This window comes from Xylophilus sp. PBN-3R (genome assembly GCF_057747805.1).
This window is the reverse complement of sequence record NZ_CM173225.1, coordinates 4,459,392-4,485,817: the sequence shown is the minus strand read 5'-3', so window position 1 is coordinate 4,485,817 and position 26,426 is coordinate 4,459,392. Positions and strand designations below refer to the sequence as shown.

The window sequence follows — 26,426 nt, the reverse complement described above, 5'->3', positions numbered from 1 at the left end:
CATGGCGTTTCTATCGAGATTTTCCAGGGTCAACGCCCTGCTGTGTCGCTGGACGATGTACCTCGCCTGCGTGTGCCTGATCGGCCTGCTGGCGGTGGTCGTGTACGGCGTGGTGATGCGTTATGTGTTCAACCACGCCCCGCCCTACGTCGAGCAGGTCGCCTTGCTGCTGGTGATTTCGGTCGCCATGTTCGGCGCCTCCGCCGGCGTGCGTGATGCCGGCCACATCGGGCTGGATTCACTGGTGGCCAAGCTGCCGCCGGCGGGCCAGTTCTGGTGCAAGGTGATCGTCTACCTGCTGGTCATCCTGTTCGCGTTGGCCTTGTTCTGGGGCGGCGCCGAAATGGCCGTATCCACCCATAGCGATTCCATTCCCACCCTGGGCATCTCGGAGTCCTACCGGTACCTGCCGGTGCTGGCCGCCGGTGTGCTCATCACCCTGTTTTCGCTGGAACACCTGGCCGCGCATTTCTATCGCGCGGAGGTCGTCGCATCATGGCACTGACGCTTCTTTCCCTCAGCTTCGTCGTCTTCCTGCTGCTCGGCATGCCGGTGGCTTTCGCCATCGGCCTGAGCTGCCTGCTGACCTTCGGTTATGAAGGCCTGCCCTTCGAGACCGCCATCCAGATGATGGTGTCGGGCATGAACGTTTTCTCGTTCCTGGCGATCCCGTTCTTCATCTTCTCCGGCGAACTGATGCTGCACGGCGGGATCGCGGACAAGATCGTCGCCTTCGCCCGCAGCCTGGTCGGCCACTGGCGTGGCGGCCTGGGCCTGGCCAACGTGGTCGCGTCCACGCTGTTCGGCGGTGTGTCGGGCTCGCCGGTGGCGGATACCTCGGCGATGGGCGGCGTCATGATTCCCATCATGAAACGCGAGGGCTACAGCGCCGACTACGCGGTCAACGTCACCACCCATGCATCGCTGTCGGGTGCGCTGATGCCCACCTCGCACAACATGATCATCTATGCCTTCGCGGCGCAGGCGGCGGTGGGCGAGATCGGCGGCCACATCATCAAGGGCGTGTCGATCGGCGACCTGATGTTCGCGGGCCTGGTGCCGGTGTTCTGCATCATGGTGTGCATGCTGTTCACCGCCTACTGGCAGGCGCGCAAGTACGGTTTCCCCCGTCGTGCCGACGGCTCGACCATGCTGGAACGTTTCCCTGGCTGGGGCACGGTGCTGCGCACCGGCATCGCCGCCGTTCCCGGCCTGGCGGTGATCCTGATCATCCTGGTCTGCGTAATGGAAGGCGTGACCACCGCGACCGAGGCGGCGGCCATCGCGGTCACCTATTCCTTGATCCTGACGGTGGCGGTGTACCGCACCATGACCAGGGCCAAGCTGCTGAAGTCGCTGGCCAAGGCATCGAAGACCACCGGCGTGATCCTGCTGCTGATCGGCGTGTCGAACATGCTGCGCTACCAGATGGCCTACCTGGAAATCCCGGACACCATCGAAGCCGCGTTGCTGGCCGCGACCACTTCGCCGTGGCTGATGCTGCTGTACATCAACATCATCCAGATCTTCCTGGGCATCTTCCTGGACATGGCGGCGCACATCCTCATCACGACGCCGCTGTTCCTGCCGCTGGCCATCCAGATGGGTGTCGGCCCGGTGCAGTTCGGCATGATGCTGCTGCTCAACTGCGCGCTGGGGCTGGTGCATCCGCCGGTCGGCACGGTGCAGTTCATCGGCTGTGCCATCGGTAAAATTTCCATTGGCGAGGCAACCCGCACCGCATGGCCCTATTACCTGGCGATCTTCGTCGCCATCACGCTGGTGACCTATGTCCCTGCCTTCTCGACCTGGCTGCCGACGCTGATCACGGGCCATCCGGTGCTGTAGAACCATCACGATGATCCTGATCTACGTCTCCTGCTACGACAGCGGCGAACTGCTCGCCTACCGACTCGACACCACCTCGGGCACGCTGCTGCCGGCGCAGGTGTTGCAGCCGGGTGGCAAGCTGATGCCGATGGCGTTCAGCCCCGACCGGCAACGCCTGTACGTTGCCCGGCGCAACGATCCGCTGCAGGCCCTGACGTTTGTCATCGACCCGAAAAGCGGCGAGTTGTCGCCTGTCGGCGAAGGCCCGCTACCCCACAGCATGGCCAACCTGGCCACCGATGCGACCGGCCGTTTCCTGTTCAGCGCCTCGTTCGGCGGTGACCAGGTGGCGGTCAGCCCAATCGGCGAGGACGGCGTGGTCGGCCAGGCACTGCAGGTGCTGCCGACCCGTGCCAACGCCCATTGCGTGGTGGCGGACCCGGGCAACCATTTCGTGCTGGCCACCTGCATGGGCGGCGGTGTGGTGATGCAGTACCAGTTCGATGCGGCCACCGGCCGGCTCTGGCCCAACGCGGTGCCGATGATGGAGCCGCATGCCGGTGCCAGCCCGCGCCACCTGGTATTCGGCCCGCAAGCCCGGTTCGTCTACCTGCTGAATGAACTCGACGCGGCGGTCGATGTGCTGGCTTTCGATGCCCAAAGCGGCACCTTGCGGACCGTCCAGACCATCGCCAGCCTGCCCGCTGGCGCGACCGAAAACCCGTGGGCATCGGACCTGCATCTGCGGCCCGACGGCCGGTTCCTGTACAGCAGCGAGCGACGGTCCAACCTGTTGTCGATCTTCGAGGTCGATGCCGGCAACGGCCGTCTCGCCTTGCGCGGCCATGTGCCGACCGAGACGCAGCCGCGCGGTTTCGCGATCACGCCGGACGGCGGTTTCCTGATCGTCGCGGGCGAAACCTCGCACCACCTGTCGGTCTATCGCATCGATGGCGAAACCGGTGGGCTGGAACTGACCAGCCGCAGGGCGACCGGCCAGAGCCCCAGCTGGATCAGTCCGTTGTTGCTGCAGGACTGACCCGGGCTTTCCTACTTCTGGATATCGCCCAGGCAGAGGTACTTCAGTTCGAGGTAATCTTCGATGCCGTGATGCGAACCCTCGCGCCCCAGGCCCGACTGCTTGACCCCGCCGAAAGGCACGTGCTCGGTGGCGATGACACCGGCGTTGATGCCCACCATGCCGTATTCCAGCGCCTCGGCCACCCGGAAGATGCGGCCGACATCGCGGCTGTAGAAATAGCTCGCCAGGCCGAACTCGGTGTTGTTGGCCGCATCGATGGCTTCCTGTTCGGTCTCGAACCTGAACACCGGCGCGAACGGGCCGAAGGTCTCTTCGCGGGCGCACAGCATGTCGGCCGTGGCGTCCGCCACCACCGTCGGCTGGAAGAACTGGCCTTCCATCTTCTGGCCGCCCGCCATCACACGGCCGCCCTTGGCCAGCGCGTCTTCCAGGTGCTTCTGCACCTTGGCGACGGCTGCCGGCTCGATCAGCGGGCCCTGCACCACACCGGCGTCGAAACCGTTGCCGACCTTCAGCGCCTTCACCGCGACGGCGAACTTCTCGACGAACTGGTCGTAGACACCTTCCTGCACATAGATGCGGTTGGCGCAGACGCAGGTCTGGCCGGCGTTGCGGTACTTGCTGGCCATGGCGCCCTCGACGGCCGAGTCGATGTCGGCGTCGTCGAACACGATGAAGGGCGCGTTGCCGCCCAGCTCCAGGCTCATCTTCTTGACCGTCGGCGCGCTCTGCGCCATCAGGATGCGGCCGACTTCGGTGGAGCCGGTGAAGCTGATGTGGCGCACCACGTCGCTGGCGCACAGCACCTTGCCGACGGCGATCGAGTTGTCGCTGTCGGCGGTCAGCAGGTTCAGCACACCGGCCGGAATGCCTGCGCGCACGGCCAGTTCGGCGGCGGCCAGCGCGGTCAGCGGGGTGAGTTCGGCCGGCTTGATGACCACCGGGCAGCCGGCGGCCAGGGCGGGCGCGACCTTGCGGGTGATCATCGCCAGCGGGAAGTTCCACGGCGTGATGGCGGCGCAGACACCGACCGCTTGCTTCATCACCAGCAGGCGGCGGTTGTTGTCGAACTGCGGCAGGGTCTCGCCGTTGACGCGTTTGGCTTCTTCGGCGAACCATTCGACAAAGCTGGCGGCGTAGGCGACTTCGCCCTTGGCTTCGGCGAAGGGCTTGCCCTGCTCGGCGGTCATGATGCGGCCGAGGTCTTCCTGGTTGGCCATCAACAGGTCGAACCACTTCAAAAGGATGGCGTGGCGCTGCTTGCCGGTCTTGGCGCGCCAGGCGGGCCAGGCCTTATCGGCGGCGGCGATGGCGGCTTCGGCATCGGCGGCACCCAGGTTGGGCACGTCGGCCAGCTTGAGGCCGGTGGCCGGGTCGTTCACGTCGAAGCGGGCGCTGCCGGCGACCCAGCGGCCGTCGATCAACGCGTCGGTCTTGAGCAGGCTGGGGTCGTTCAGCAGGGCGAGGGGGGAGGTCTTCATGTCCATGCGCGAAATCCTCAGGCAGCGACTGCGGTGACTGCGGCGTCGGCTTGCGTCGCTGCGGTCAGGGCTTCACCCAGCGTCGCCAGCGCGGCTTCGAACTGCGCTTCGGGAATGGTCAGCGGATACAGGAAACGGATCACGTTGCCGTACACACCGCAACTCAGCAGCAGCAGGCCGCGGTCGAGCGCTTCCTTCTGCACCCTGGCGACCAGCGTCGGGCTGGGCTGGCCATCGGCGCCGTAGAACTCGGCGGCGACCATCGAGCCCAGGCCGCGCACGTCGCGGATGGCCGGGCAGCGTTCACGCCATTCGGTCAAAAATTCCTGCATGCGTGCACCCAGTTGCACCGAGCGCTCGAGCAGCTTCTCGTCGACCAGTGCGTCGATCACCGCATGCGACGCGGCCACTGCCAGCGGGTTGCCGGCATAGGTGCCGCCCAGGCCGCCGGGGGCCGGCGCATCCATCACCTCGGCGCGACCGCAGACGGCCGACAAAGGCATGCCGCCCGCCAGGCTCTTGGCCATGGTGATCAGGTCGGGTTTGACGGTGTGGTGTTCCATCGCGAACATCTTTCCGGTGCGGCCGAAACCGGTCTGCACCTCGTCGGCGATCAGCAGGATGCCGTTGGCATCACACACCTCGCGCAGCTTCACCATCAGCTCGGCCGGGGCGACATTGAAGCCGCCTTCGCCCTGCACCGGCTCGATGATGATGGCGGCCACGCGGCGCGCCTCGACGTCGCATTTGAAGAGCTGGGTCAGCGCGTCCAGGCTGTCCTGCACCGACACGCCGTGCACTTCGTTCGGGAAAGGCAGGTGGTAGACCTCGGCCGGGAATGGGCCGAAACCGATCTTGTACGGAGCGACCTTGCCGGTGAGGGCCAGGGTCATCATGGTGCGGCCGTGGAAACCGCCGCCGAACGCGATGACCCCCGAGCGGCCGGTGTGGGCGCGGGCGATCTTGATGGCGTTCTCCACCGCTTCCGCACCGGTGCTGAACAGGGCGGTCTTCTTAGGGCCGGCGATGGGTGCCAGGGCGTTGATGCGCTCCATCAGGGCGACGCCGCTTTCGTAGGGAACGATCTGGTACGAGGTGTGGGTGAAACGCTCCAGCTGCGCCTGGATGGCGGCGATCACCTTGGGGTGGCGGTGGCCGGTATTGAGAACCGCGATGCCGGCGGCGAAGTCGGTGAAGGCGCGGCCCTCGACGTCCCAGATGGTCGCGTTCTCGGCGCGGTCTGCGTAGAAGTTGCACATGACACCCACGCCGCGCGGAGCGGCCGCGGTGCGGCGTTGGTCGATTTGCTGGTTGTTCATGGAGAGCGATTACGCGCCCAAGCGGCCCTACAATCCAGTTCCACTTTGCCAAATCGGATGGTGCCAATTGCGCTCGATCAGCGCCGACCTGCTGGAACAGAAGCTGTCCGCGGAGCGCCTGGCGCGGCCGGAAGCGCCGCTCAACCGCCTGCTCTACGAATGCCTGCGCGCCGCCATCCACGACGGCAGCCTGCCGGCGGCCACCCGCCTGCCGCCGTCACGCGACCTGGCCGCGCAGCTGGCCCTGTCGCGCAACACGGTGATGCATGCCTACGAGCAGCTGATGGCAGAGGGTTATGCGCGCGGCCTGACCGGCAGCGGCACGTATGTCGCCGAGCGGATTCCGGAGCTTCCGGTGCTGCCGTCATCTGTCCGGCCGCACAAGGGCGGCGTTGCCGCGCGGCTGTCGAAACGCGGCCGCAAGGTGGTGCAGGACGCATTGGCGCAGACCCGCCAGTGGGGCGCGTTCATGCCGGGTGTGCCCGACATCACTCAGGTGCCGCACCGCAAGCTGGCGCAGATCACCGCCCGGCTGGAGCGCAGCCTGCCGCCGGCGACGCTGAGCTACGCGGCGGGCGGCGGCCATCCGGCGTTGCACCAGAGCCTGGCGGTGTACTTGAGGCAGGCGCGGTCGGTAGTGTGCGAGCCGGAACAGATCGTGGTGACAGAAGGCGTTCACCAAGCCATCGACCTCATCACCCGGGTGCTGGGAGATCCCGGCGACACCGCCTGGGTGGAGGAGCCGGGTTACTGGGGCACCCGCAGCGTGCTGACGATCAACGGCATCCGCCTGAAACCCATGCCGGTGGACGCCGAGGGCATGCGCGCCAGCGGCACCTCGCCGCGTTTTGCTTTCGTCACTCCCTCGCACCAGTACCCGCTGGGCGCGGTGATGAGCATGGCGCGGCGGCTGGACCTGCTGGGCCATGCCACCGGCGACGGCACCTGGGTGGTGGAGGACGACTACGACAGCGAATTCCGTTTCGCCGGCCAGCCCATACCGTCGTTGCAGGGACTGCTGCCCGATGCGCCGGTGATCTATGTCGGCACCTTCAGCAAGACGCTGTACCCGGGCCTGCGCATCGCCTACATGGTGGTGCCGCCGTCGGTGGCGACGGCGTTTCGCACGGCGCAGTCGGAGCTCTACCGTGGAGGCCACATGCTCATGCATGCGGCGCTGGCCGAGTTCATCGACACCGGCCTCTATGCCGCCCACATCCGCAAGATGCGGCTGGTGTATGCGGCACGTCGGGCCTTCCTGATCGGGCTGGTGCAGCAGTGGCTGGGACCGGGATGGATTCATGAATACGACACCGGTGCCGGCCTGCACCTGGTGCTTTCGCTGCCCGATGGCTGCGACGACGTGGCGCTGACCGAAACCATTGGCGCCGAGGGTGTGCTGGTGCGTCCGCTGTCGCGTTATTACCTGGGGAAAAAACGCAGCAGCGGTCTGCTGCTGGGCTTCGCCAGTGTGCCCCAGGAACAGATGCTGCCGCCTTTCGAAGTGGTCGTCCGGTGCATCCGGAAAGCGGTCGTCGGCATCGCCATACCTACCTAAAATATTGCATGTCAATATTGCCGAGTGAAGCCTGAAACCATGACCGAACGCACCGATTCGCTGTTCATCAACTCGATCGCCAAGGGCATGCGTCTGCTGGAGTGTTTCTCCGAACTCGCCCAGCCCCTGAGCCTGAACGAACTGGTCACCCGCAGCGGCATGGACCGCAGCGCTGTGCAGCGCCTGGCCTACACCTTCGTCGCCCTGGGCTACCTGGAGCGCGGCATCAACGGCAAGGGTTATGTGCTGGGAAAGAAGATCCTGGAGCGCACCTTCGACTACCTGCGCAGCGTGCCCCTGCTGGAGCGCGCCACGCCGCTCATCGTCGACCTGCAGCGCGAGTCCGGCGAACGGGTCGAACTGAGCCTGTTCGACGACCTGACCATCATCTTCGCCCTGCGTCGGCAGACCAAGCGCCAGACCTACACCACCACCCTGATCGGCCGCCGCCTGGCGACCATCTACACCGCCAGCGGCCGTTCGATCATGGCCCACCTGGATGACGAACAGGTCTCCGACATCCTGGCGCGCACCGACTCCAGGCCGCTGACCGGCAAGGCGGTGACCGACCCGGCCGAAATCCGGGCACTGGTGAACCAGGCGCGCGGCGACGGGTTCGCCATGGCCTCCGAAGAAAGCATGCTGGGCGAGGTGACGCTGGCCAGCGCGGTGCTCGACCACGAAGGCCGGCCCATCGCCGCGATCGACATCTCGGGCTCGCTGGCCGAGTGGACCAAGGAGGAATTCGCCCGCCGGTTCGCGCCCCTGCTGATGAGCGCCACCAGGGCGCTGAGCGGCAAGCCCGGGTTGTCCTGAGGCGGGGTCAGCCGACCGGATCCAGGTGGGTCATCACACTCAGCACCGGATGGCTGGCCATCACGCGGTCCCGCGCATCGACGGTGATGGCGTGGGCTGCCTCCACCGTCAGCTGGCCGTCGACTTCCAGGTGGGCATCCACCGCCAGTAGGTCGCCCAGGCGCCGTGTGCGCAGGTCGTGCACGCCCCGCACGCCAGGGGTCGCGGATAGCGTGGCCAGGATGGCGGCCACCTCGTCGGCATCGGCGCCCCGGTCCATCAGGTCCTGCAGCGCACCCCAGCCGAACTTGAAACCCATGTGGGCGACCATGCCGCCGACGATCAGCGCGGCGACCGGATCCAACAGCGGATAACCGGCCAGGTTGCCGACGATGCCGATGCCCACCACCAGCGACGAAGCAGCGTCCGAACGCGCATGCCAGGCATTGGCCACCAGCAGCGTGGAACGCAGCCGCTGGGCGATGGCCAGCATGTAGCGGAACAGGCCTTCCTTGGCCAGCAGCGCGACCACCGCCACCACCAGCGCCACGCCGTGGACCTCGGGAATCGACTCGGGGTTCTCCAGCCGCACCACCGCCGTGCCTGCCATGCCCAGGCCGACGCCCATCATGAGCAGGCCCAGCACCAGCGTGGCGGCGGTCTCGAAGCGGTGGTGGCCGTACGGATGCCCTTCGTCGGCCGCCTTGCGGGCCTGGGGGCCGGCCACCAGCACGATGGCGTCGCTCACCAGGTCGGTCAGCGAATGCAGGCCGTCGGCGATCAGGCCCTGCGAATGCGAAAAGACGCCGATGACGAACTGCAGCGTGGACAGCGCCAGGTTGACCCCCACGCTGACCCAGGTGCTGCGGGTTCCCTCGGGCATGCCGGAAACGTCGGCGGTGGGGGTGTCGGCATCGGGGCCGCGCTGGAAGATGGGCATGCCCGCGATTGTCTGCGCGATGGGCCGCCTTCAGAACCCTTCGAGCACCACCTTGCCCTGCGCCTTGCCGCTTTCGATGAAGGCGTGTGCGCGGGTGAGGTTGGCCGCGTTGATGGTGCCGAAGGTCTGGCCCAGCGTGGTGCGGATGCGGCCCGCATCGACCAGGTCGGCGACTTCGGCGAGCAGCTCGCCCTGGCGCTGCAGGTCGGGCGTGGTGAAGAGCGAGCGGGTGAACATCAGCTCCCAGTGCAGCGAGATGGCCTTGGTCTTCAGCGGCGTCGCATTCAGCACTTCCGGGTCGTCGATCAGCGCCAGCTTGCCCTGCGGCAGGATCGACTCGATCAACTGCTCGTAGTGCTTGTCGGTATGGGTGAGGCCGGCCGCCATGTCCACGCCTTCGATGCCTTGCTCGCGCAGCGCGGCGGCCAGCGGCTGGCGGTGGTCGATGACGACATGGGCGCCCAGGTCCAGGCACCACTGGCGGGTTTCCGCGCGCGACGCGGTGGCGACCACTCGCAGCTGGGTCAGTTGCCGTGCCAGCTGGATCAGGATGGAACCCACGCCGCCTGCGCCGCCGACGATCAGCAGTGTCTGCCCTGCGCCGCCGCCGTGCGCCACGCCGAGCCGGTCGAACAACAGTTCGTAGGCGGTGATGGCGGTCAGCGGCAGGGCTGCCGCCTCGGTGTCGCTCAGCGACTTCGGCGCCAACGCCACGATGCGTTCATCGACCGCATGCAGCTCGCTGTTGGTGCCGGGGCGGTTGATGGCGCCGGCGTAGTACACCCGGTCGCCTTGCCTGAAGAGGGTCACCTCGTCGCCGATGGCTTCCACCGTGCCGACCGCATCCCAGCCCAGCACCCGGAACTGCCCGGCATCGGGTTGGGCCTTGCCGCGTACCTTGGTATCGACCGGGTTGACCGATATGGCCTTCACCCGCACCAGCAGATCGCGCGACCCCGGGGTGGGTGTGGGCAGTTCGATGTCCTGCAGGGCACCGGCTTGGTCGATGGGTTGGGGACGGTTGAAACCGATGGCTTTCATGGCGTTCCTTTTTGGATGCAGTGTTGTTGCGATGGCAATGGGTCAGCACTCTAGGATGCCGGGCGCTGGCGTTTCGCCGGATGCGGCGATGACCGGCAATCATGTCGGCTTCGTCCTGCAAACGCGGCGCCACGGGGCGCGGCATGGTAGCGGGATGAATGACACCACCACTTCCTCCCTGGGTCGCCGCTCCCTGCTGAAATCCATCGGTGCCGGCACCACCGGCCTGGCCCTGTCCGCCGCCGCTTCTGCGCAGCGCCTGCCTGGCCCGAGTGCTATCGACTCGGGAGCGGTGGTCGACGGCAAGGTGGTTTTTCCGCCCTGGCGTGGCGAGGCCGACGCACCGTCGAGCCCCACGCCGGCACCGTTGCCGCCTGAGCAGCGTGTGGGTTTTGCCATCATCGGCCTGGGCCGGCTGGCGCTGGAGGAAATCCTGCCCGCATTCGTCGAGAGCGGCCAGGCTCGGCCGGTCGCCCTGGTATCGGGGTCACCCGAGAAGATGGCGGCCGTGGCGAAGCAGTACGGCATTGCGCCGGAGTCCTGCTACAGCTACGCCGACTTCGACCGCATCCGCGACAACAAGGCGGTGCAGGCGGTCTATGTGGTTCTGCCAAACGGTCTGCACCTTGAATTCGTCGAGCGCGCTGCGGCGGCCGGCAAACATGTTTTATGCGAAAAGCCGTTTGCAGTCAGTTCCACAGAGGCCCGCTCGATGATCTCGGCCTGCGCGAAGGCCGGTGTGAAGCTGATGGTCGCCTACCGCATCCAGTACCAGCCGCACAACCTGCGGGTGCGCAAGTTCATCCAGGAAAAGACGTTCGGCAGGCTGGTCGGGTTCACCGCAGCCAATGTCCAGACCACCCATCCCACGGCCGCGCAGCAGTGGCGCCACAAGAAGGCCCTGGCGGGCGGTGGCGCGTTGCCGGACATCGGGCTTTATTGCCTGAACACCGCTCGTTTCATCACCGGCCAGGAGCCGGTGGAGGTCTACGCCCACAGCTTCAGCCCACCCGGCGACGGGCGTTATGCGGAGGTGGAGGAAACGGTCAACTTCACCCTGAAATTTCCGTCCGGCCTGGTGGCGCAGTGCCTGTGCAGCTACGGTGCCCGGGAAGACAAGTGGCAGCGGCTGGAACTGGAGACTGCCAGCATCGACATGCCCAGCGCCTATGAATACCAGGGCCAGCGTCTGGTGATCGGCCAGCGCCAGGCCGACACCAAGGTTCAGAACGAACTGGTGCTGCCGCCCAAGAACCAGTTCACGGCCGAGCTCGACCATCTGGCGGAGTGCATCACCCGGGGCGGCACGCCTCGTACCCCAGGCGAGGAAGGCCTGCGCGACCAGGTGCTGATGGAAGCCATCTACAGATCCGCAGCCACCGGACTGCCCGTAAAACTCGCCTGACATACCGGGTCGGTCCTAAACCGTTATGGTGGCGGGCAATTTGTCCCCCCTCAGGAAAAACCACCATGACCCAAGCCTTTGGTTACGCAGCCCAATCCGCCACCACCCCGCTGGCTCCTCACAAGTTCGAGCGCCGTACACCTGGTGAACTCGATGTGGCGCTGGACGTGCTGTTCTGCGGCGTCTGCCATTCCGACCTGCACACCGCCCGCGGCGAATGGGGCAACACCATCTACCCGTCGGTGCCGGGCCACGAGATCGTCGGCCGTGTCACCGCGGTCGGCTCGCTGGTCAGCAAGTTCAAGGTCGGCGACATCGTCGGCGTGGGCTGCATGGTCGATAGCTGCCAGCATTGCAAGCCCTGCGCCGACGGCATCGAGCAGTACTGCGAAAACGGCTTCACCGGCACCTACAACGGCCCGATGTTCGGTGGCGGCGAGAACACCTACGGCGGATATTCCGACCACATGGTGGTGCGTGAATCCTTCGTGCTGAAGGTATCGCACGACGAGTCCTCGCTGGCCGCCGTGGCGCCGCTGCTGTGTGCCGGCATCACCACCTATTCGCCGCTGAAGCAGTGGAACGTGGGCCCCGGCCACAAGGTCGGCATCGTCGGCCTGGGCGGCCTCGGCCACATGGGCGTGAAGATCGCCGCCGCCATGGGCGCGCACGTGGTGCTGTTCACCACTTCCGAAAACAAGCGCGAAGACGCGAAACGCCTCGGCGCGCACGAGGTCGTGGTGTCCAGGAACGAAGCCGAAATGGCGGCCCAGGCCGGCAAGCTGGATTTCATCCTGAACACCGTGGCGGCACCGCACAACCTGGACGCCTTCCTGAACCTGCTGACGCTCGACGGCACCATGACGCTGGTCGGCGCGCCCGATTCGCCGCACCCGTCGCCCAACGTGTTCAGCCTGATCTTGAAGCGCCGCCGCCTGGCCGGCTCGCTGATCGGCGGCATCCGCGAAACGCAGGAAATGCTGGACTTCTGCGCCCGGCACAACATCGTGTCGGACATCGAGATGATCCGCATGGACGAGATCAACGGGTCCTACGAACGCATGCTGAAGAGCGACGTGAAATACCGCTTCGTGGTGGACATGGCCACCCTCGCCGAAGCTGCCTGATCACAGGCGGTGCGGCCGCCTTTTTCGTGCGGCTTATTCGGCCGGGATGTTCTCGAGGTCGGCCATCCACACCGCCGACTCCGAGTCGCTCGGGGCTCGCCAGTCGCCACGCGGTGACAGCGAGCCACCCGAGCCCACCTTCGGCCCGTTGGGCACACACGAACGCTTGAACTGGCTGGTCTGGAAGAAGCGCCAAACGAAGATGCCCAGCACCTTGCGGATCTCGGCCAGCGTGTACTGGTTGTGGGTTTCCGAAAGCGCCTCCGGCCACGCGCCCTGTTCGCGGTCGTGCCATGCGACATGTGCCAGGTAGGCCACCTTGCTGGGCTTGAAACCGTAGCGCAGCGTGTAATAGAGGTGGAAGTCCTGTAGTTCGTAGGGGCCGATGGTGTCTTCGGTCTTCTGTGCGGGCTGCACCCCTTGCGCCGCCGCATCGGCGGGAATCAGTTCAGGGCTGATCTCCGTAGCCAGGATGGCGCGCAGCACGTCACTGCCGGCATCGCCCAGCAGGCCGGTGCCGGCCACCCAGTCGACCAGGTGCTTGACGAGGGTCTTGGGCACCGAGGCGTTGACGTTGTAGTGCGACATGTGGTCGCCTACACCGTAGGTGCACCAGCCCAGCGCCAGCTCGCTCAGGTCGCCGGTGCCGGCCACGATGGCTCCGTGGAAGTTGGCCAGACGGAACAAATGGCTGGTGCGTTCGCCCGCCTGCACGTTTTCGAAAGTGATGTCGTAGACCGGTTCGCCGTTGTGGAACGGATGCCCCAGGTCGGCCAGCATCTGGATGCAGCTCGGCCGGATGTCGATTTCCCGAGCGGTGCAACCGATGGCACCCATCAGCTGGTGCGCCTGTTGCAGGGTGCGCTCGCTGGTGGCGAAACCCGGCATGGTGAAACCCAGGATGTTGCGGCGCGGCAGGCCCAGCCGGTCCATGGCCTGGGCCAGCACCAGCAGCGCATGGGTTGAATCCAGGCCGCCGGAAACCCCGATCACCACCTTGTCGATCCTGCTGGCCTCCAGCCGCTGCACCAGCGATTGCACCTGGATGTTGAAGGTCTCGTGGCAGCGCTCGTCCCTAACGGCGGCGTTGGCGGGCACGTAGGGAAACCGTTCGACCGTGCGCAGCAGGCCACCGGGCACCGACTGCGGCAGGGCCAGGTCGAACACCACCGTGCGCCAGCCCGACAGCTGTTCGCGATGCTTCTGCACCGAGGTGCCGAAGCTGTTCTGCCGCATGCGTTCGCGCGACAACCGCTCCAGGTCGGTGTCCGCCAGGATGAGGTGCGAGCGATTGGAGAAACGTTCGCTCTCGGCCAGCATCTCGCCGGCTTCGTAGATCAGCGCCTGGCCGTCCCAGGCCAGGTCGGTGGTCGACTCGCCGATGCCGGCCGACGAATACAGGTAGGCCGCCTGGCAGCGCGCCGACTGCAGGCTGACCAGTTGGTGACGATAGGCCGACTTGCCGATGGTGATGTTGGAAGCCGACAGGTTCACCAGCACGGTGGCGCCGGCCAGCGCGGCATAGCTGCTGGGTGGAATCGGCACCCAGACGTCCTCGCAGATCTCCACATGCAGCTTGAGCAGCGGCAACTGGCGCGCCTGGAACAGCAGGTCGCTGCCGAAGGGCACGGTGCCGCCGCACAGGTGGATTTCGGTGGCCAGCGCCATGTCGGCGCCATTGAACTGCCGGCCTTCGTAGAACTCGCCGTAGTTGGGCAGGTAGGTCTTGGGCTGCACGCCCAGCAGACGGCCGCCTGCCACCACCGCCGCGCAGTTGAACAGCCGGTGATCGACACGCAAGGGGAGGCCGACGATGGCCACCGCATTGATATCACGCGAGGCATCGACGACTGCCTGCAGCGCGGTTTCGCATGCATCCAGCAGCGCGCGCTGGTGGAACAGGTCTTCGCAGGTATAGGCCGACAGCCCCAGTTCGGGGAAGGCCACCACGGCCGCGCCCTGGTCCGATGCCTCACGCCACAGGCGAATCGTCTCTGCCGCGTTGAACACCGGGTCGGCCACCCGGTTGCGGGGCACCGCCACGGCCAGGCGGGCAAAGCCATGGCGATAGGGATTCTGGAAAGGCAGCGCAGAAATGGTCACCGAAAGTCTTTCGTAGGAGGCGTTGCGATGCGGCGCACTTTACGTTGTCCCAAGACATGCCGCAGCCAGACCGCGCCATCTGTCTGGACGTTGCCTGCGGTTTTAGGCAACTGAAAACCCATAAAAGCGCGGGGAAAAATAAGAAATATTCCGCAAACGAAGCACCGAGTGTTTTCCCTTGCCACCCTAAAACGCCCTAACTAGGATACGGAGCCTTCACAAATTAGCGTGTGCTTACTCCTTGTTGGGGCGGCGATGGGAAAAGGGAAATGAACGAACTGGAAGTCAACTGCATCCAAAGGTCCAAACCGCTGCCGACGCATCACGTCATCACGCACCTGGGACACCTGGGGTATGCCTGCCGCATCCCCGTCGCCCTGGCCATCGTCCAGGTGCGCGGCAAGCAGAACCTCTTCTACACGGTGGATCCGGCCACCCAGAGCCGCGTCTATATCGGCGTAAGGCGCGAGCCGGGGCGCTGCCCCTACCTCCAGGCCCACATCGAGGGCGAGTGGACCGACCATCTGCTGATGCTCCCCGAAACCCGGCCTTCGTTCCGGGTGATCCGTGATGGCGAGAACACTGGCACGCGGCTGAACGTGCGTTTTCTGGCGTCGCGCTAGGCCAAGGCCGACACGGCATCGTCGGCAGTCGGGCGTTCAGTCGGCGTGCAGCTTGCGGTCGCGGATCAGTTTCGTCCACTTCTCGTTCTCGGCCTTGACGAAACCGGAAAACTCGGCCGGCCCGCGGTAACGCGGCTCGCTGCCGGCGCTCTGGAGTTTCTCTTTCACCGCCGCGCTGTTGACGACCTTCTCGACTTCGGCCGCAAGGCGATCTACCAGTTCCTTGGGCATTCCCGCCGGTCCCACCAGTCCCTGGAAACCCACCGCTTCGATGCCTGGCAGGCCTTGCTCACGAACGGTCGGGACATCCGGCAGCGCGGCGTCGCGACGCGGTCCGGTCACCGCCAGCGCCTTGAGTTTTCCGCTTTTCACCTGCGGCGTGAGCACGGTTCCGGCATCGACCAGCAACTGCGTCTGGCCGCCCATCAGGTCCTGCACCGCCGGTGCGCTTCCCTTGTAGGGGACATGGGTCATGTCCAGACCCGCGACCTGGTTCACCAGTTCGCCATTGAGATGGGTCGACGTGCCGGAACCGCCCGAGGCGAAGTTCACCTTGCCTGGCCGAGCCTTGGCCCAGGCAATGAATTCCTTGAGGTCCCTGGCGGGATGGTCGGCGCGGGTGGCCACCACATAACTGCCTTCACTGACCTGGGCGATGTAGGTGAATTGTTTGACCGGGTCGTAGGGCGGCTTGGCCTGCAGGTGCGGCGCGATGGCGAAAGGGCCGGTGTTGGCCAGCAGCAGCGTGTAGCCGTCGGCCGGTGCGTGGGTGAGTTCGGACGCGGCGATCATGCCGCTGGCGCCGGGTTTGTAGTCGATCACCACCTGTTGCTTGAGTGCGTCCTGCAGGGGCTGCTGGATGGTGCGCGCCGCGAAGTCGATGCCACCGCCAGGTGGGTAGCCAACGATGAGGCGGATCGGCCTGGCGGTCGGCCAGGCTGCTTGTGCCATAACGTGGCCGGCGACGGTTGACAGGCAGGCGAGGGCGGCCAGTGCCAGGATGCTTCTTCTTTTCATGGTTTTGCCTCTTCTTTGTGGTGAACTGCAGTGATGGATTCATCAAGCAAAACGCCCGGATGGGCCGGGCGTTTTGGGGAAGATTCTAAGAATCAGACATCAATGTTCGAAGCCCGCAGCGCATTCGCCTCGATGAAGTCCCGGCGCGGCTCGACTTCATCGCCCATCAGCATGGTGAACACCCGGTCTGCCTCGATGGCATCGTCGATCTGCACCTTCAGCAGGCGGCGCACGTTAGGGTCCATGGTGGTTTCCCACAACTGCTCGGGGTTCATTTCGCCCAGGCCCTTGTAACGCTGGCGGGCGGTGGCCCGTTCGGCTTCGGAAATCAGCCAGCGCATGGCGGAGCGGAAATCGCCCACCTTTTCTTCCTTGGCCCGTTCGCCTTCGCCGCGCTTGACGGTGGCGCCTTCGCCCAGCAGGTCGGTGAAGGTGGCGGCGGCCAGGGCCAGCGCTTCGTAGTCGGCACCGTGCACGAAGTCCTGGGTGATGACACTGCTCTTCACGTTGCCGTGATGGCGGCGGCTGATGCGCAGGATGGGTTTGTCGGTGCGAGCGTCGAATTCGCCCGCCACTTCCGCCGGCACGCCGGTGGTCTGGAGTTCACGCAGGTATTCCTGCAGCCTGACTGCGCTCTGCTCGGCCGATTCGACCGTGTCCAGGTCGAGCGCCACGCCGTCGGCGATGGCACGCAGCGCCTCGATGTCCATGAAGCCGCCCAGGCGGGCGATGACACCTTCGGCGACCTGGTGCTTGCGCGCCAGTTCGGCCAGGGTTTCGCCGTCCAGCTTGCGTGAGTCCGTGCCACCGGTGTTGACGCTGGCGTCCTTCATGGCGACCCGCAGCAGGAAGCTGTCCAGCTCGCTGGCGTCCTTCAGGTATTGCTCTTCCTTGCCGACCTTGACCTTGTACAGCGGCGGTTGCGCGATGTAGATGTGGCCGCGCTCGACCAGCTCGGGCATCTGGCGGTAGAAGAAGGTCAGCAGCAGGGTGCGGATGTGAGCGCCGTCGACGTCGGCGTCGGTCATGATGATGATGCGGTGGTAACGCAGCTTGGCGACGTTGAAGTCGTCCACGCCAGCCGTGCCGCCAACGCCCGTCGCCTTGCCGATGCCGGTGCCCAGCGCGGTGATCAGCGTCAGGATTTCGTTGGAGGTCAGCAGCTTTTCGTAGCGCGCCTTCTCCACGTTCAGGATCTTGCCGCGCAGGGGCAGGATCGCCTGGAACTTGCGGTCGCGCCCTTGCTTGGCGCTGCCACCTGCGGAGTCGCCCTCGACCAGGTAGATCTCGCAGCCGGCCGGGTCTTTTTCCTGGCAGTCGGCCAGTTTGCCGGGCAGGCCCATGCCGTCCAGCACGCCCTTGCGGCGGGTCATGTCGCGTGCCTTGCGGGCGGCTTCACGGGCGCGGGCGGCCTCTACGATCTTGCCGCAGATGATCTTGGCGTCGTTCGGGCGTTCCTGCAGGTAGTCGGTGAGCAGGCGGCCGACGATGTCTTCGACCGGCGCCCGCACTTCGCTGGACACCAGCTTGTCCTTGGTCTGGCTGCTGAACTTGGGTTCGGGCACCTTCACGCTCAGCACGCAGCACAGGCCTTCGCGCATGTCGTCGCCGGTCACCTCAACCTTCGCCTTCTTGGCGAATTCGTGTTCTTCGATGTACTTGTTGATGACCCGGGTCATGGCGGCGCGCAGGCCGGTCAGGTGGGTACCGCCGTCGCGCTGCGGGATGTTGTTGGTGAAGCAGAGCACCTGCTCGGAGTAGCTGCTGTTCCACTGCATCGCCACTTCCACGCCGATGTGGGTGCCCGGGATGCCGCCGTAGGTTTCAGCCGGTTTTTCGCCCGCCGCGTAGAACGACGTGGGGTGCAGGACGGTCTTGCCCTTGTTGATGAACTCCACGAATCCACGCACACCGCCGGCACCGGAGAAGTCGTCTTCCTTGCCGGTGCGTTCGTCCTTCAGGCGGATGCGCACGCCGTTGTTCAGGAAGCTCAGTTCACGCAGACGCTTGGCCAGGATCTCGTAATGGAAATCGTTGTTTTCCTTGAAGATTTCCGTGTCCGGCAGAAAGTGCACTTCGGTGCCGCGTTTGTCGGTGTCGCCGATGATCTTCATGGGCGACACCTCGACGCCCTGCTGCTGCTCGAGCAGGCGGTTCTGCACGAAACCGCGGCTGAATTCGAGCAGATGCACCTTGCCTTCGCGGCGCACCGTCAGGCGCAGCATCTTGCTGAGCGCGTTGACGCAGCTCACACCCACGCCGTGCAGGCCGCCGGAAACCTTGTAGCTGTTCTGGTTGAACTTGCCGCCGGCGTGCAGCTCGGTCAGCGCGATTTCGGAGGCGCTGCGTTTGGGTTCGTGCTTGTCGTCGAACTTGATGCCGGTCGGGATGCCGCGGCCGTTGTCGGTCACGCTGACCGAGTTGTCGGTGTGGATGGTCACCACGATGTCGTCGCAATGGCCCGCCAGCGCTTCGTCGATGGAGTTGTCGACCACCTCGAACACGAGGTGGTGCAGGCCGGTGCCGTCGCTGGTGTCGCCGATGTACATGCCAGGGCGCTTGCGCACCGCCTCGAGGCCTTCGAGGATGGTGATGGCGCCTTCGCCATAGCTGCCGTCGGGTGCGATTTCGACCGGGATCGCGTTGTCGATCTCGGCCTCATACACGGGTTCGGTGTGTGGCGGGTTGCTGTTTTCTGCGCTCATATCGGGCTTCCGGTGATGTCTTGCCGCTTCAAGAGCGGCATTTCTCGGGTGTCTTAGAAGCGCCAAACCCGCGGGGCGCGCGGGTCGGGTGCTGGAGTGATGTGCGGGCGGCTCAGATCCGCATCGGCATGACCACGTACTTGAAGTCTTCGTTGCCGGGAATGGTGATCAGCGCCGAGCTGTTGGAATCGGACAACTCGAAGGTCACCATGTCCTGCGACATGTTGGCCAGCACGTCGATGAGGTAACCGACGTTGAAGCCGATCTCGATCGAGTCGCCGCCGTAGTCAATGTCGAGTTCGTCGACCGCTTCTTCCTGCTCGGCGTTGTTGCTGGCCACCCGCAGCGTGCCGGGCTCCAGGTTCAGTCGTACGCCCTTGAACTTCTCGCTTGTCAGGATGGCGGTGCGCTGCAGGGTCGACATCAGCGGCGCGCGGCCGAGGGTGATGCTGTTCTTGTGATTCTTGGGAATCACGCGGTTGTAGTCGGGGAACTTGCCTTCGACCAGCTTGGTGACGAACTCCATGCCATCGAAGCTGAATTTCGCCTGGTTGTTGGCGAACTGCATGGTGATGCGCGGCGGGTTCTCGGCATCGCCACCGTCGGACAGCAGGCGCTGCAACTCGAGCACGGTCTTGCGCGGCAGGATGACTTCCTGTTTGGGCACTTCCACATCCAGCGTGGCCGAGGCGTAGGCCAGGCGGTGGCCGTCGGTGGCGACCAGCGCCAGCTGTTTGCCTTCGGCGACGAACAGGATGCCGTTGAGGTAGTAGCGGATGTCATGCACCGCCATCGAGAACGACACCTGCCCGAGCAGCGCCTTCAGGGTCTTCTGCGGCACGCTGAAGGACGGGCCGAAGTTGGCGGCTTCCTGCACCAGCGGGAAGTCTTCTGCCGGCAGGGATTGCAGGGTGAAGCGGCTCTTGCCGCCTTTGAGGATGAGTTTGCCGCCGGAGGATTCGAGCGACACCGTCTGGTCTGAAGGCAGGGTGCGCAGGATGTCGATCAGCTTGCGCGCGCCCACGGTGGTGGTGAAGTTGCCTTCGTCGCCGCCGAGCTCGGCATCGGTGCGGATCTGGATTTCCAGGTCGCTCGTGGTGAGTTGCAGCTGGGGGCCGGTCTTGCGCACGAGCACGTTGGCCAGGATCGGCAGCGTGTGACGACGCTCCACGATGCCTGCCACCGACTGCAGTGCGGACAGCAGTTTTTCTTGCGGGGCCTTCCAAACGATCATGACAACCTCTTCTCCGGTACGGACTGACTTTTATGTTTCTTGCCTTGCGGGCAAACACCGCATTTTGACCTGTTTCAGGTCAACCCTTTAAGGTCTGTTCCAGCACGTGCAGCTGCTGGTTCAGCTCGGTGATCTGCTGGCGCTCGGCAGCGATCTTTCGAACCGCGTGCAGCACCGTGGTGTGATCGCGACCACCGAACAATTCACCGATCTCGGGCAGGCTCTTCTGGGTGAGTTCCTTGGCCAGATACATCGCGATCTGCCGCGGCCGCGCGATGCTGGCCGGCCGCTTCTTCGAGTACATGTCGGCGACCTTGATCTTGTAATAGTCGGCGACCGTCTTCTGGATGTTTTCCACACCGATCTGGCGGTTCTGGATGGACAGCAGGTCACGCAGCGCCTCGCGGGCCAGCTGGATGGAGACTTCCTTCTGGTTGAAACGCGAATAGGCCAGGATCTTGCGCAGCGCGCCTTCGAGTTCACGCACGTTCGAACGCACGTTCTTGGCGACGAAAAACGCCACCTCTTCGGGCATCTCGGCCTGCTCGGAGCGGGCCTTGTTGATCAGGATGGCGACCCGCATTTCGAGCTCGGGCGGCTCGATCGCGACGGTCAGGCCGGAGTCGAAGCGCGACACCAGGCGTTCGTGGATGTCGGCCAGGCCCTTCGGGTAGGTGTCCGAGGTCATCACGATGTGCGACTTCTTGGCCAGCAGCGCCTCGAAGGCGTTGAAGAATTCTTCCTGTGTGCGGTCCTTGTTGGCGAAGAACTGCACATCGTCGATGAGCAGCAGGTCGAGCGAGTGGTACCGCTCCTTGAACTCGTCGAAAGTCTTGCGCTGGTAGGCCTTGACCACATCCGACACGAACTGTTCGGCGTGGATGTAGAGAACTTTCGAATCGGGCTTGTCAGCCAGAAGCTTGTTGCCGACAGCGTGCACCAGGTGGGTCTTGCCCAGGCCGACGCCGCCGTAGATGAACAGGGGGTTGTACAGGTGGCCCGGCATGCCGGCCACATGCATGGCGGCGGCGCGCGCCATTCGGTTGGCCGTGCCTTCCACCAGCGTGTCGAACGTCAGCGTGGGGTTGAGCCGGCTGCGGAAACCACCGGCCACGCCGTTGTCGCCGATCTCGGCGCTCTGGCCCAGGGCGGCCGGTTCGGGCGCTGCCGGCACGTCGGCCTGGGGCTGCTGTTGCGGTGGCACCGGGGCGGCCATGCGCGCTGGTGCTTCACGGGCCAGCAAGGCCAGTTCGAGTGCCACCGAGTTGCCGTAGATGTGCTCCAGCAACTGGGCGATGCGCCCTGAATACTGCGCGCGGATCCAGTCCAGCTTGAAGCGGTTGGCAACGTAGAGGGTGACCTTGGAGAAATCCTCGGCGACGACAGCCACGAGGGGTTTGATCCAGGTGTTGAACTGCTGCTCGGGCAGTTCCTGGGCAAGTTGTTCGATGCAGGCGACCCAGAGGCTGTGGCCCGCGTCGTCTGCGGCGGCCGGCGGTGTGCCGGCGGGTAGTCCCGGAATCATTGTTCGATGTGCGTGCGCTGTGGACAGGCACGAGGTGCCAAACCCCCGGATTCTAGATTATCAAGACCTTGTCCACATGTTTCGGGGGCATGGCCCGACTGGCTGCAGTGGTCGGCTCACTTGCCAGATGAATCGTTTTAGGACGATAATTTCGGGTTTCCCTGAAACTCTTTTGCGGAGTCACTCAGAGAGACCAAGCCCCCCGGCTCGAACACACTGCACTTTTCAAGGCGCAATAAGTGCTCTGGCCACCCCCCGACGGTGAGGCTTTTGTCGCTGTTTCTGGCAGTTTTCTGCAGAAGCGGTCGGGGGACACATCCGCAGATCATCATTTTTGCGGTTGCCTGAACTCATTTTTGCCTAGGAAATTTCGCCATGAAGCGCACCTACCAGCCTTCCAAGATCCGTCGCGCTCGCACCCACGGTTTTCTGGTCCGTATGAAAACCCGTGGCGGCCGTGCCGTCATCAACGCACGCCGCGCCAAGGGCCGCAAGCGCCTGGCCGTCTAAGAAGGGCGTGCCGACCTGGCTGCGCGCCCCGATTTGGCAACCGAGACGCTCGCCGTACAAGAGTACGGCTGTGTTTCTCGTTGCGAACCCGAAGCGCTCGCCCTGGTCCTCACAACCCTTCTTGTGCCATGACGAAGCTGATTTTCGGGTGTCGCAATAGCGTGACGGCCTTATGCATCGGCTGAAGACCCGGCCTCAGTTCCAGGCCGTGCTTTCGGGTGGCATCGTGGCGCGTACTTCGCACTTCGCACTTCACCGGCTGGTTCTCGAACCCGCCGGCGCTGCCGTTTCCGATGCTGCTGCCGACGGCTCCAGACCCGTCACGGCCAAGCTGCTGTTCAGCCACGTCGATCAGACCTGGATGGGCGCGATGGTGCCGAAACGCTGGGCCAAACGTGCGGTCACCCGCAACGCCATCAAACGCCAGATCTACACGGTCACCGGTGCCGCCGATGGCGAGCGTCTTCCGCAGGCCGCATACGTGGTGCGCCTGAAAAGCGGGTTCGATCGCAAGGAATTCATCAGCGCGACATCCGACGAGCTGAAATTGGCCGTGCGCCTGGAACTCCACCGACTGCTCGACCGGCTGGGCAAGGCCGGCCTGCCATGAATCTGTCTGCCATAGCCCTTTGGCCGCGCCGTGCGGCCATGGTCGCGGTACGCGGCTACCGGCTCTTGTTGTCACCCTCGCTGGGTAACCAGTGCCGGTTCGAGCCGACCTGTTCCGTTTATGCGCTGCAGGCGCTGGAGCGCCACGGGGCGGCCGCCGGCAGTTATCTCGCGGCAGTGCGTATCGCGCGCTGCCAACCCTGGTGCGCAGGCGGCTGCGACCCGGTTCCCGACACGCCGCCGCGTCTGTTCAGCTGGCTCGGCGCCACTATCTCTCCCGCAAAGAAAACCTCATGACCGACATCCGCCGCACCATCCTGTGGGTGATCTTTGGCTTTTCCATGGTCCTGCTGTGGGACAAATGGCAGATTTACAACGGCCACGCGCCTACGTTCTTCCCGTCGACCACTCCCGTTGCGACCGCACCCAGCCCCGATGCCAGGAAGCAGGAAGGCGCGTCTTCGGTGCCCACCGTGGCTTCTACGCCGGCAGGCTCCGGCGCTGCGGTGACCGCCGGCGGCACGGTGCTGCCGCCCGCCGTCACCACCGTGCCGTCGCAGCGCACCGAGGTGACCACCGACGTATACCGCCTGACCTTCGACTCCGCCGGCGGCACGCTGGTGCGGGGCGAATTGCTTGCCCATGGCGACATCGAAAACCGCCAGCAGAAATTCCAGCTGCTCGAAGACAGCCCGACCCGGGTCTATGTGGCGCAGACCGGCCTGATCGGCGGGGCCTTCCCGACCCACAAGACGGCCATGACCCTGGTGCCCGGCCCGCGGACGCTGGCCGACGGCCAGAACACGCTGCAGGTGCGTTTCGAGTCTGCCGACGTCGGCGGAGTGAAGCTGGTCAAGACCTACACGCTGACGCGCGGCAGTTATGCCATCGACGTGAAGAACGAAGTCGCCAACGTCGGCACCGCGCCGGTGAACCCGCAGCTGTATCTGCAACTGGTGCGTGACGGCAATACCGAAGGCGAACGCATTCCGGCACCTGCTGCCCTGAAGTTCTTCGGCATGGACCACATGCCTTCCTTCTATTCGACCTTCACCGGCCCCGCCATCTACACGGCCGAGAAGAAATACCAGAAGGTCGAATTCAAGAAGATCGAGGAAAACAAGGTCGACATCGAGAAGCAGTCCAGCACCGGCTACGTCGCCATGGTGCAGCATTATTTTGCGACCGCCTGGCTGCTGGGCGACGGCATCCAGCGCGACCTGTTCATGCGCAAGGTCGATACCAACCTGTATGCCGTCGGCATGATCACCTCGCTGGGCGAGCTGGCACCGGGCGCATCCAAGACCGTCGATGCGACGCTGTTCGCCGGCCCCCAGGAAGAAAAGAAGCTCGAAGCCCTGACCCCCGGCCTGGAACTGGTCAAGGACTACGGCTGGCTGACCATCCTCGCCAAACCGCTCTACTGGCTGCTCGACAAGCTGCACGGCTTCCTGCACAACTGGGGCTGGTCCATCGTGGCGCTGGTCGTTCTGCTGAAGGCGGCCTTCTTCTGGCTGAACGCCAAGGCCTACGCCAGCATGGCCAAGATGAAAGCCATCAACCCCAAGGTGATGGCCATGCGCGAGCGGCTGAAGGACAAGCCGCAAGAGATGCAGAAGGAAATGATGCGGATCTACCGCGAGGAAAAGGTCAATCCGATGGGTGGTTGTTTCCCCATCGTGATCCAGATCCCGGTGTTCATCTCGCTGTACTGGGTGCTGCTGTCCAGCGTCGAAATGCGCGGTGCACCCTGGATCCTGTGGATCCACGACCTTTCCACGCCCGATCCGTTCTTCATCCTGCCGCTGCTGATGACCGCGACCTCGCTGCTGCAGACGTTGCTGAACCCGACGCCGCCGGACCCGGTCCAGGCCAAGCTGATGTGGATCATGCCGCTGGCCTTCAGCGTGATGTTCTTCTTCTTCCCGGCCGGCCTGGTGCTGTACTGGCTGACCAACAACATCCTGTCGATCAGCCAGCAATACGTGATCAACAAACGCCTTGGCGTGACCAGGTAAGCCTCATCGCCTTCTCGAAAAGCCGCCGGACCCGTCCGGCGGCTTTTTTATTTAGACGCCGTAAAACGACACAATCCCGACCATGTCCGCCGACCGAAACGACCCTATCGCCGCCATCGCCACCGCACCCGGACGCGGAGGCGTGGGCATCGTGCGCATCAGCAGTCCGGTCGACCTGGCGCCGCTGGCCCTGATGTTGTGCGGCCGCGCGCTACCGGCGCGCGAAGCCTGTTATGTGCCGTTTCGTGACGGCTCCGGCCAGCCGATCGACCACGGGCTGGCACTGCGATTCGCGGCCCCGCACTCCTACACCGGCGAGCATGTGCTGGAACTCCAGGGCCACGGTGGGCCGGTGGTGCTGCAGTTGCTGCTGGCCCGGTGCCTGGAGGCGGCCGCTGTGGACGGTGTGTTGCCTCGCCTTCGGCTGGCCCGGCCCGGCGAGTTCACCGAACGGGCCTTCCTGAACGACAAGATCGACCTGGCGCAGGCCGAGGCCGTGGCCGACCTGATCGACGCCAGCACCGAGGCGGCGGCCCGCAGCGCGGTGCGTTCCTTGTCGGGCGCTTTCTCGGCGGAAATTACCAGCCTGCGCGAAGCGTTGGTGCACCTGCGCATGCTGGTCGAGGCGACCCTGGATTTTCCGGAAGAAGAGATCGATTTCCTGCAACAGGCCGACGCCCGGGGCCAGCTCGACCGGTTGAGCGCCCGGCTCGAAACCGTGCGCCAGCGCGCCCGCCAGGGCGCGCTGCTGCGCGAGGGCATCACCGTGGTGATCGCCGGCCAGCCGAATGCCGGGAAATCGTCGTTGCTGAACGCGTTGGCCGGCGCCGAACTGGCCATCGTCACACCCATCGCGGGCACCACCCGCGACAAGGTCGCCCAGACCATCCAGATCGAGGGCGTGCCCCTGCATGTGGTCGACACCGCCGGCTTGCGCGACAGCGACGATGCGGTGGAAAGCATCGGCATTGCCCGCGCCTGGGACGAGATCGCCGGTGCCGACGCGGTGTTGTTCCTGCATGACCTGACACGTGTCGGCCAGTCCGAATACGACGCTGGTGATGCCGCCATTGCAGAAACGATGGCTGCACGGTTCGGCGGCCGCAGCCTGCCGGTGGTGCATGTCTGGAACAAACACGATGCCGCCGCCGGCAGCGTGGCCGATGGCATCGCCTTGTCGGCACTGACCGGCGAGGGCCTCGATTCGCTGCGGCGCAAGCTGCTGGAGATTGCCGGCTGGCAGTCCGCGCCGGAAGGTCTGTACCTGGCCCGCGAACGCCATCTGCAGGCCCTGCGCCATGTGGGCGAACACCTGGCCGGCGCCGACCGCCACCTGGCGCTGGGCAATGCATCGCTGGATCTGCTGGCCGAAGAACTGCGGCTGGCGCAGAACGCACTGAATGCCATCACCGGCGAATTCGGGGCCGACGAACTGCTCGGCGTGATCTTTTCTCGCTTCTGCATCGGAAAGTAGCGGCAAACGGGCGGGTTTGTCGCGATGGTCACGCGGCCATGGACGCGGTGCATCAACGCATAATGGCAGG

General features: G+C 65.0%; 22 protein-coding genes. 13 read left to right on the top strand and 9 right to left on the bottom strand.

The window, feature by feature from the left end:
* Nucleotide 1 precedes the first annotated feature (1 nt).
* From AC3ANW_RS21315 to AC3ANW_RS21305, 3 genes are read left to right on the top strand one after another with little or no spacing between them, the layout of a single operon-like run.
* Complete coding sequence (locus tag AC3ANW_RS21315; RefSeq protein WP_488342822.1) at nucleotides 2–505, top strand: TRAP transporter small permease; 504 nt, start codon at nucleotides 2–4, stop codon at nucleotides 503–505.
* A complete protein-coding gene (locus AC3ANW_RS21310; RefSeq protein ID WP_488342821.1) occupies nucleotides 496–1,848 on the top strand; it encodes a TRAP transporter large permease in 1,353 nt (450 codons plus the stop codon). The genes AC3ANW_RS21315 and AC3ANW_RS21310 overlap by 10 nt, the downstream gene beginning before the upstream one ends.
* 10 nt (nucleotides 1,849–1,858) lie before the next feature.
* Complete coding sequence (locus AC3ANW_RS21305) at nucleotides 1,859–2,869, top strand: lactonase family protein (RefSeq protein ID WP_488342820.1); 1,011 nt, start codon at nucleotides 1,859–1,861, stop codon at nucleotides 2,867–2,869.
* 11 nt (nucleotides 2,870–2,880) lie between these two features.
* Here AC3ANW_RS21305 and AC3ANW_RS21300 read toward each other — a convergent pair whose 3' ends face one another.
* Nucleotides 2,881–4,359 carry an NAD-dependent succinate-semialdehyde dehydrogenase gene (locus AC3ANW_RS21300; RefSeq protein WP_488342819.1) on the bottom strand — a complete coding sequence of 493 codons (1,479 nt, stop codon included), beginning with the start codon at nucleotides 4,357–4,359 and terminating at the stop codon, nucleotides 2,881–2,883.
* A gap of 11 nt (nucleotides 4,360–4,370) precedes the next feature.
* Nucleotides 4,371–5,672: a 4-aminobutyrate--2-oxoglutarate transaminase gene (gene gabT, locus AC3ANW_RS21295; RefSeq protein WP_488342818.1), complete on the bottom strand. Its 1,302-nt coding sequence runs from the start codon at nucleotides 5,670–5,672 to the stop codon at nucleotides 4,371–4,373.
* A 67-nt stretch (nucleotides 5,673–5,739) separates the two neighbouring features.
* Between gabT and pdxR the strand changes: the two genes are divergently transcribed.
* The gene (gene pdxR, locus AC3ANW_RS21290; protein ID WP_488342817.1) at nucleotides 5,740–7,230 is read left to right on the top strand and encodes a MocR-like pyridoxine biosynthesis transcription factor PdxR; all 1,491 of its coding nucleotides are present in this window, start codon (nucleotides 5,740–5,742) and stop codon (nucleotides 7,228–7,230) included.
* Between the two features lie 39 nt (nucleotides 7,231–7,269).
* Nucleotides 7,270–8,046: an IclR family transcriptional regulator gene (locus tag AC3ANW_RS21285; RefSeq protein WP_488342816.1), complete on the top strand. Its 777-nt coding sequence runs from the start codon at nucleotides 7,270–7,272 to the stop codon at nucleotides 8,044–8,046.
* Nucleotides 8,047–8,053: 7 nt separating this feature from the next.
* Here AC3ANW_RS21285 and AC3ANW_RS21280 read toward each other — a convergent pair whose 3' ends face one another.
* Nucleotides 8,054–8,965: a cation diffusion facilitator family transporter gene (locus tag AC3ANW_RS21280; RefSeq protein ID WP_488342815.1), complete on the bottom strand. Its 912-nt coding sequence runs from the start codon at nucleotides 8,963–8,965 to the stop codon at nucleotides 8,054–8,056.
* 30 nt (nucleotides 8,966–8,995) lie between these two features.
* The gene (locus AC3ANW_RS21275; protein WP_488342814.1) at nucleotides 8,996–10,006 is read right to left on the bottom strand and encodes a zinc-binding alcohol dehydrogenase family protein; all 1,011 of its coding nucleotides are present in this window, start codon (nucleotides 10,004–10,006) and stop codon (nucleotides 8,996–8,998) included.
* A gap of 154 nt (nucleotides 10,007–10,160) precedes the next feature.
* On the opposite strand from AC3ANW_RS21275, the gene AC3ANW_RS21270 reads away from it, so the two are divergent.
* The gene (locus AC3ANW_RS21270) at nucleotides 10,161–11,411 is read left to right on the top strand and encodes a Gfo/Idh/MocA family protein (protein WP_488342813.1); all 1,251 of its coding nucleotides are present in this window, start codon (nucleotides 10,161–10,163) and stop codon (nucleotides 11,409–11,411) included.
* A 65-nt stretch (nucleotides 11,412–11,476) separates the two neighbouring features.
* A complete protein-coding gene (locus AC3ANW_RS21265; protein WP_488342812.1) occupies nucleotides 11,477–12,538 on the top strand; it encodes an NAD(P)-dependent alcohol dehydrogenase in 1,062 nt (353 codons plus the stop codon).
* Nucleotides 12,539–12,571: 33 nt separating this feature from the next.
* Here AC3ANW_RS21265 and AC3ANW_RS21260 read toward each other — a convergent pair whose 3' ends face one another.
* A complete protein-coding gene (locus AC3ANW_RS21260) occupies nucleotides 12,572–14,641 on the bottom strand; it encodes an NAD(+) synthase (RefSeq protein WP_488342811.1) in 2,070 nt (689 codons plus the stop codon).
* A gap of 269 nt (nucleotides 14,642–14,910) precedes the next feature.
* On the opposite strand from AC3ANW_RS21260, the gene AC3ANW_RS21255 reads away from it, so the two are divergent.
* Nucleotides 14,911–15,264: a DUF3892 domain-containing protein gene (locus AC3ANW_RS21255; RefSeq protein ID WP_488342810.1), complete on the top strand. Its 354-nt coding sequence runs from the start codon at nucleotides 14,911–14,913 to the stop codon at nucleotides 15,262–15,264.
* Nucleotides 15,265–15,300: 36 nt separating this feature from the next.
* Here the strand turns inward: AC3ANW_RS21255 and AC3ANW_RS21250 are convergent, their stop codons facing one another.
* From AC3ANW_RS21250 to dnaA, 4 genes are all read right to left on the bottom strand, one after another.
* Nucleotides 15,301–16,281, bottom strand: coding sequence for a Bug family tripartite tricarboxylate transporter substrate binding protein (locus tag AC3ANW_RS21250; RefSeq protein ID WP_488342809.1), 981 nt, complete (start codon nucleotides 16,279–16,281; stop codon nucleotides 15,301–15,303).
* A gap of 92 nt (nucleotides 16,282–16,373) precedes the next feature.
* Nucleotides 16,374–18,986 carry a DNA topoisomerase (ATP-hydrolyzing) subunit B gene (gene gyrB, locus AC3ANW_RS21245; protein WP_488342808.1) on the bottom strand — a complete coding sequence of 871 codons (2,613 nt, stop codon included), beginning with the start codon at nucleotides 18,984–18,986 and terminating at the stop codon, nucleotides 16,374–16,376.
* Between the two features lie 112 nt (nucleotides 18,987–19,098).
* The gene (gene dnaN, locus AC3ANW_RS21240; protein ID WP_488342807.1) at nucleotides 19,099–20,220 is read right to left on the bottom strand and encodes a DNA polymerase III subunit beta; all 1,122 of its coding nucleotides are present in this window, start codon (nucleotides 20,218–20,220) and stop codon (nucleotides 19,099–19,101) included.
* Nucleotides 20,221–20,299: 79 nt separating this feature from the next.
* Nucleotides 20,300–21,745 (bottom strand): chromosomal replication initiator protein DnaA, encoded by a 1,446-nt coding sequence (dnaA, locus tag AC3ANW_RS21235; protein ID WP_488342806.1) that lies wholly within the window; start codon nucleotides 21,743–21,745, stop codon nucleotides 20,300–20,302.
* Nucleotides 21,746–22,120: 375 nt separating this feature from the next.
* Between dnaA and rpmH the strand changes: the two genes are divergently transcribed.
* From rpmH to mnmE, 5 genes are all read left to right on the top strand, one after another.
* Nucleotides 22,121–22,255, top strand: a complete 135-nt coding sequence (rpmH, locus tag AC3ANW_RS21230) for a 50S ribosomal protein L34 (RefSeq protein WP_006299042.1) — start codon at nucleotides 22,121–22,123, stop codon at nucleotides 22,253–22,255.
* A 172-nt stretch (nucleotides 22,256–22,427) separates the two neighbouring features.
* Nucleotides 22,428–22,865 carry a ribonuclease P protein component gene (locus AC3ANW_RS21225; RefSeq protein WP_488342805.1) on the top strand — a complete coding sequence of 146 codons (438 nt, stop codon included), beginning with the start codon at nucleotides 22,428–22,430 and terminating at the stop codon, nucleotides 22,863–22,865.
* The gene (yidD, locus tag AC3ANW_RS21220; protein WP_488342804.1) at nucleotides 22,862–23,161 is read left to right on the top strand and encodes a membrane protein insertion efficiency factor YidD; all 300 of its coding nucleotides are present in this window, start codon (nucleotides 22,862–22,864) and stop codon (nucleotides 23,159–23,161) included. Before AC3ANW_RS21225 ends, yidD begins: the two co-directional genes overlap by 4 nt.
* Complete coding sequence (yidC, locus tag AC3ANW_RS21215) at nucleotides 23,158–24,882, top strand: membrane protein insertase YidC (RefSeq protein WP_488342803.1); 1,725 nt, start codon at nucleotides 23,158–23,160, stop codon at nucleotides 24,880–24,882. The genes yidD and yidC overlap by 4 nt, the downstream gene beginning before the upstream one ends.
* 82 nt (nucleotides 24,883–24,964) lie before the next feature.
* Nucleotides 24,965–26,356: a tRNA uridine-5-carboxymethylaminomethyl(34) synthesis GTPase MnmE gene (mnmE, locus tag AC3ANW_RS21210; RefSeq protein ID WP_488342802.1), complete on the top strand. Its 1,392-nt coding sequence runs from the start codon at nucleotides 24,965–24,967 to the stop codon at nucleotides 26,354–26,356.
* Nucleotides 26,357–26,426 lie beyond the last annotated feature (70 nt).

Excerpts from the sequence above, each read along its gene's own strand:
- AC3ANW_RS21315 (WP_488342822.1), top strand. The coding sequence starts at position 2 with ATGGCGTTTCTATCGAGATTTTCCAGGGTCAACGCCCTGCTGTGTCGC.
- AC3ANW_RS21310 (WP_488342821.1), top strand. The coding sequence starts at position 496 with ATGGCACTGACGCTTCTTTCCCTCAGCTTCGTCGTCTTCCTGCTGCTC.
- AC3ANW_RS21305 (WP_488342820.1), top strand. The coding sequence starts at position 1,859 with ATGATCCTGATCTACGTCTCCTGCTACGACAGCGGCGAACTGCTCGCC.
- AC3ANW_RS21300 (WP_488342819.1), bottom strand. The coding sequence starts at position 4,359 with ATGGACATGAAGACCTCCCCCCTCGCCCTGCTGAACGACCCCAGCCTG.
- gabT (WP_488342818.1), bottom strand. The coding sequence starts at position 5,672 with ATGAACAACCAGCAAATCGACCAACGCCGCACCGCGGCCGCTCCGCGC.
- AC3ANW_RS21285 (WP_488342816.1), top strand. The coding sequence starts at position 7,270 with ATGACCGAACGCACCGATTCGCTGTTCATCAACTCGATCGCCAAGGGC.
- AC3ANW_RS21280 (WP_488342815.1), bottom strand. The coding sequence starts at position 8,965 with ATGCCCATCTTCCAGCGCGGCCCCGATGCCGACACCCCCACCGCCGAC.
- AC3ANW_RS21275 (WP_488342814.1), bottom strand. The coding sequence starts at position 10,006 with ATGAAAGCCATCGGTTTCAACCGTCCCCAACCCATCGACCAAGCCGGT.
- AC3ANW_RS21270 (WP_488342813.1), top strand. The coding sequence starts at position 10,161 with ATGAATGACACCACCACTTCCTCCCTGGGTCGCCGCTCCCTGCTGAAA.
- AC3ANW_RS21265 (WP_488342812.1), top strand. The coding sequence starts at position 11,477 with ATGACCCAAGCCTTTGGTTACGCAGCCCAATCCGCCACCACCCCGCTG.
- AC3ANW_RS21255 (WP_488342810.1), top strand. The coding sequence starts at position 14,911 with ATGAACGAACTGGAAGTCAACTGCATCCAAAGGTCCAAACCGCTGCCG.
- AC3ANW_RS21250 (WP_488342809.1), bottom strand. The coding sequence starts at position 16,281 with ATGAAAAGAAGAAGCATCCTGGCACTGGCCGCCCTCGCCTGCCTGTCA.
- gyrB (WP_488342808.1), bottom strand. The coding sequence starts at position 18,986 with ATGAGCGCAGAAAACAGCAACCCGCCACACACCGAACCCGTGTATGAG.
- dnaN (WP_488342807.1), bottom strand. The coding sequence starts at position 20,220 with ATGATCGTTTGGAAGGCCCCGCAAGAAAAACTGCTGTCCGCACTGCAG.
- dnaA (WP_488342806.1), bottom strand. The coding sequence starts at position 21,745 with ATGATTCCGGGACTACCCGCCGGCACACCGCCGGCCGCCGCAGACGAC.
- rpmH (WP_006299042.1), top strand. The coding sequence starts at position 22,121 with ATGAAGCGCACCTACCAGCCTTCCAAGATCCGTCGCGCTCGCACCCAC.
- AC3ANW_RS21225 (WP_488342805.1), top strand. The coding sequence starts at position 22,428 with ATGCATCGGCTGAAGACCCGGCCTCAGTTCCAGGCCGTGCTTTCGGGT.
- yidD (WP_488342804.1), top strand. The coding sequence starts at position 22,862 with ATGAATCTGTCTGCCATAGCCCTTTGGCCGCGCCGTGCGGCCATGGTC.
- yidC (WP_488342803.1), top strand. The coding sequence starts at position 23,158 with ATGACCGACATCCGCCGCACCATCCTGTGGGTGATCTTTGGCTTTTCC.
- mnmE (WP_488342802.1), top strand. The coding sequence starts at position 24,965 with ATGTCCGCCGACCGAAACGACCCTATCGCCGCCATCGCCACCGCACCC.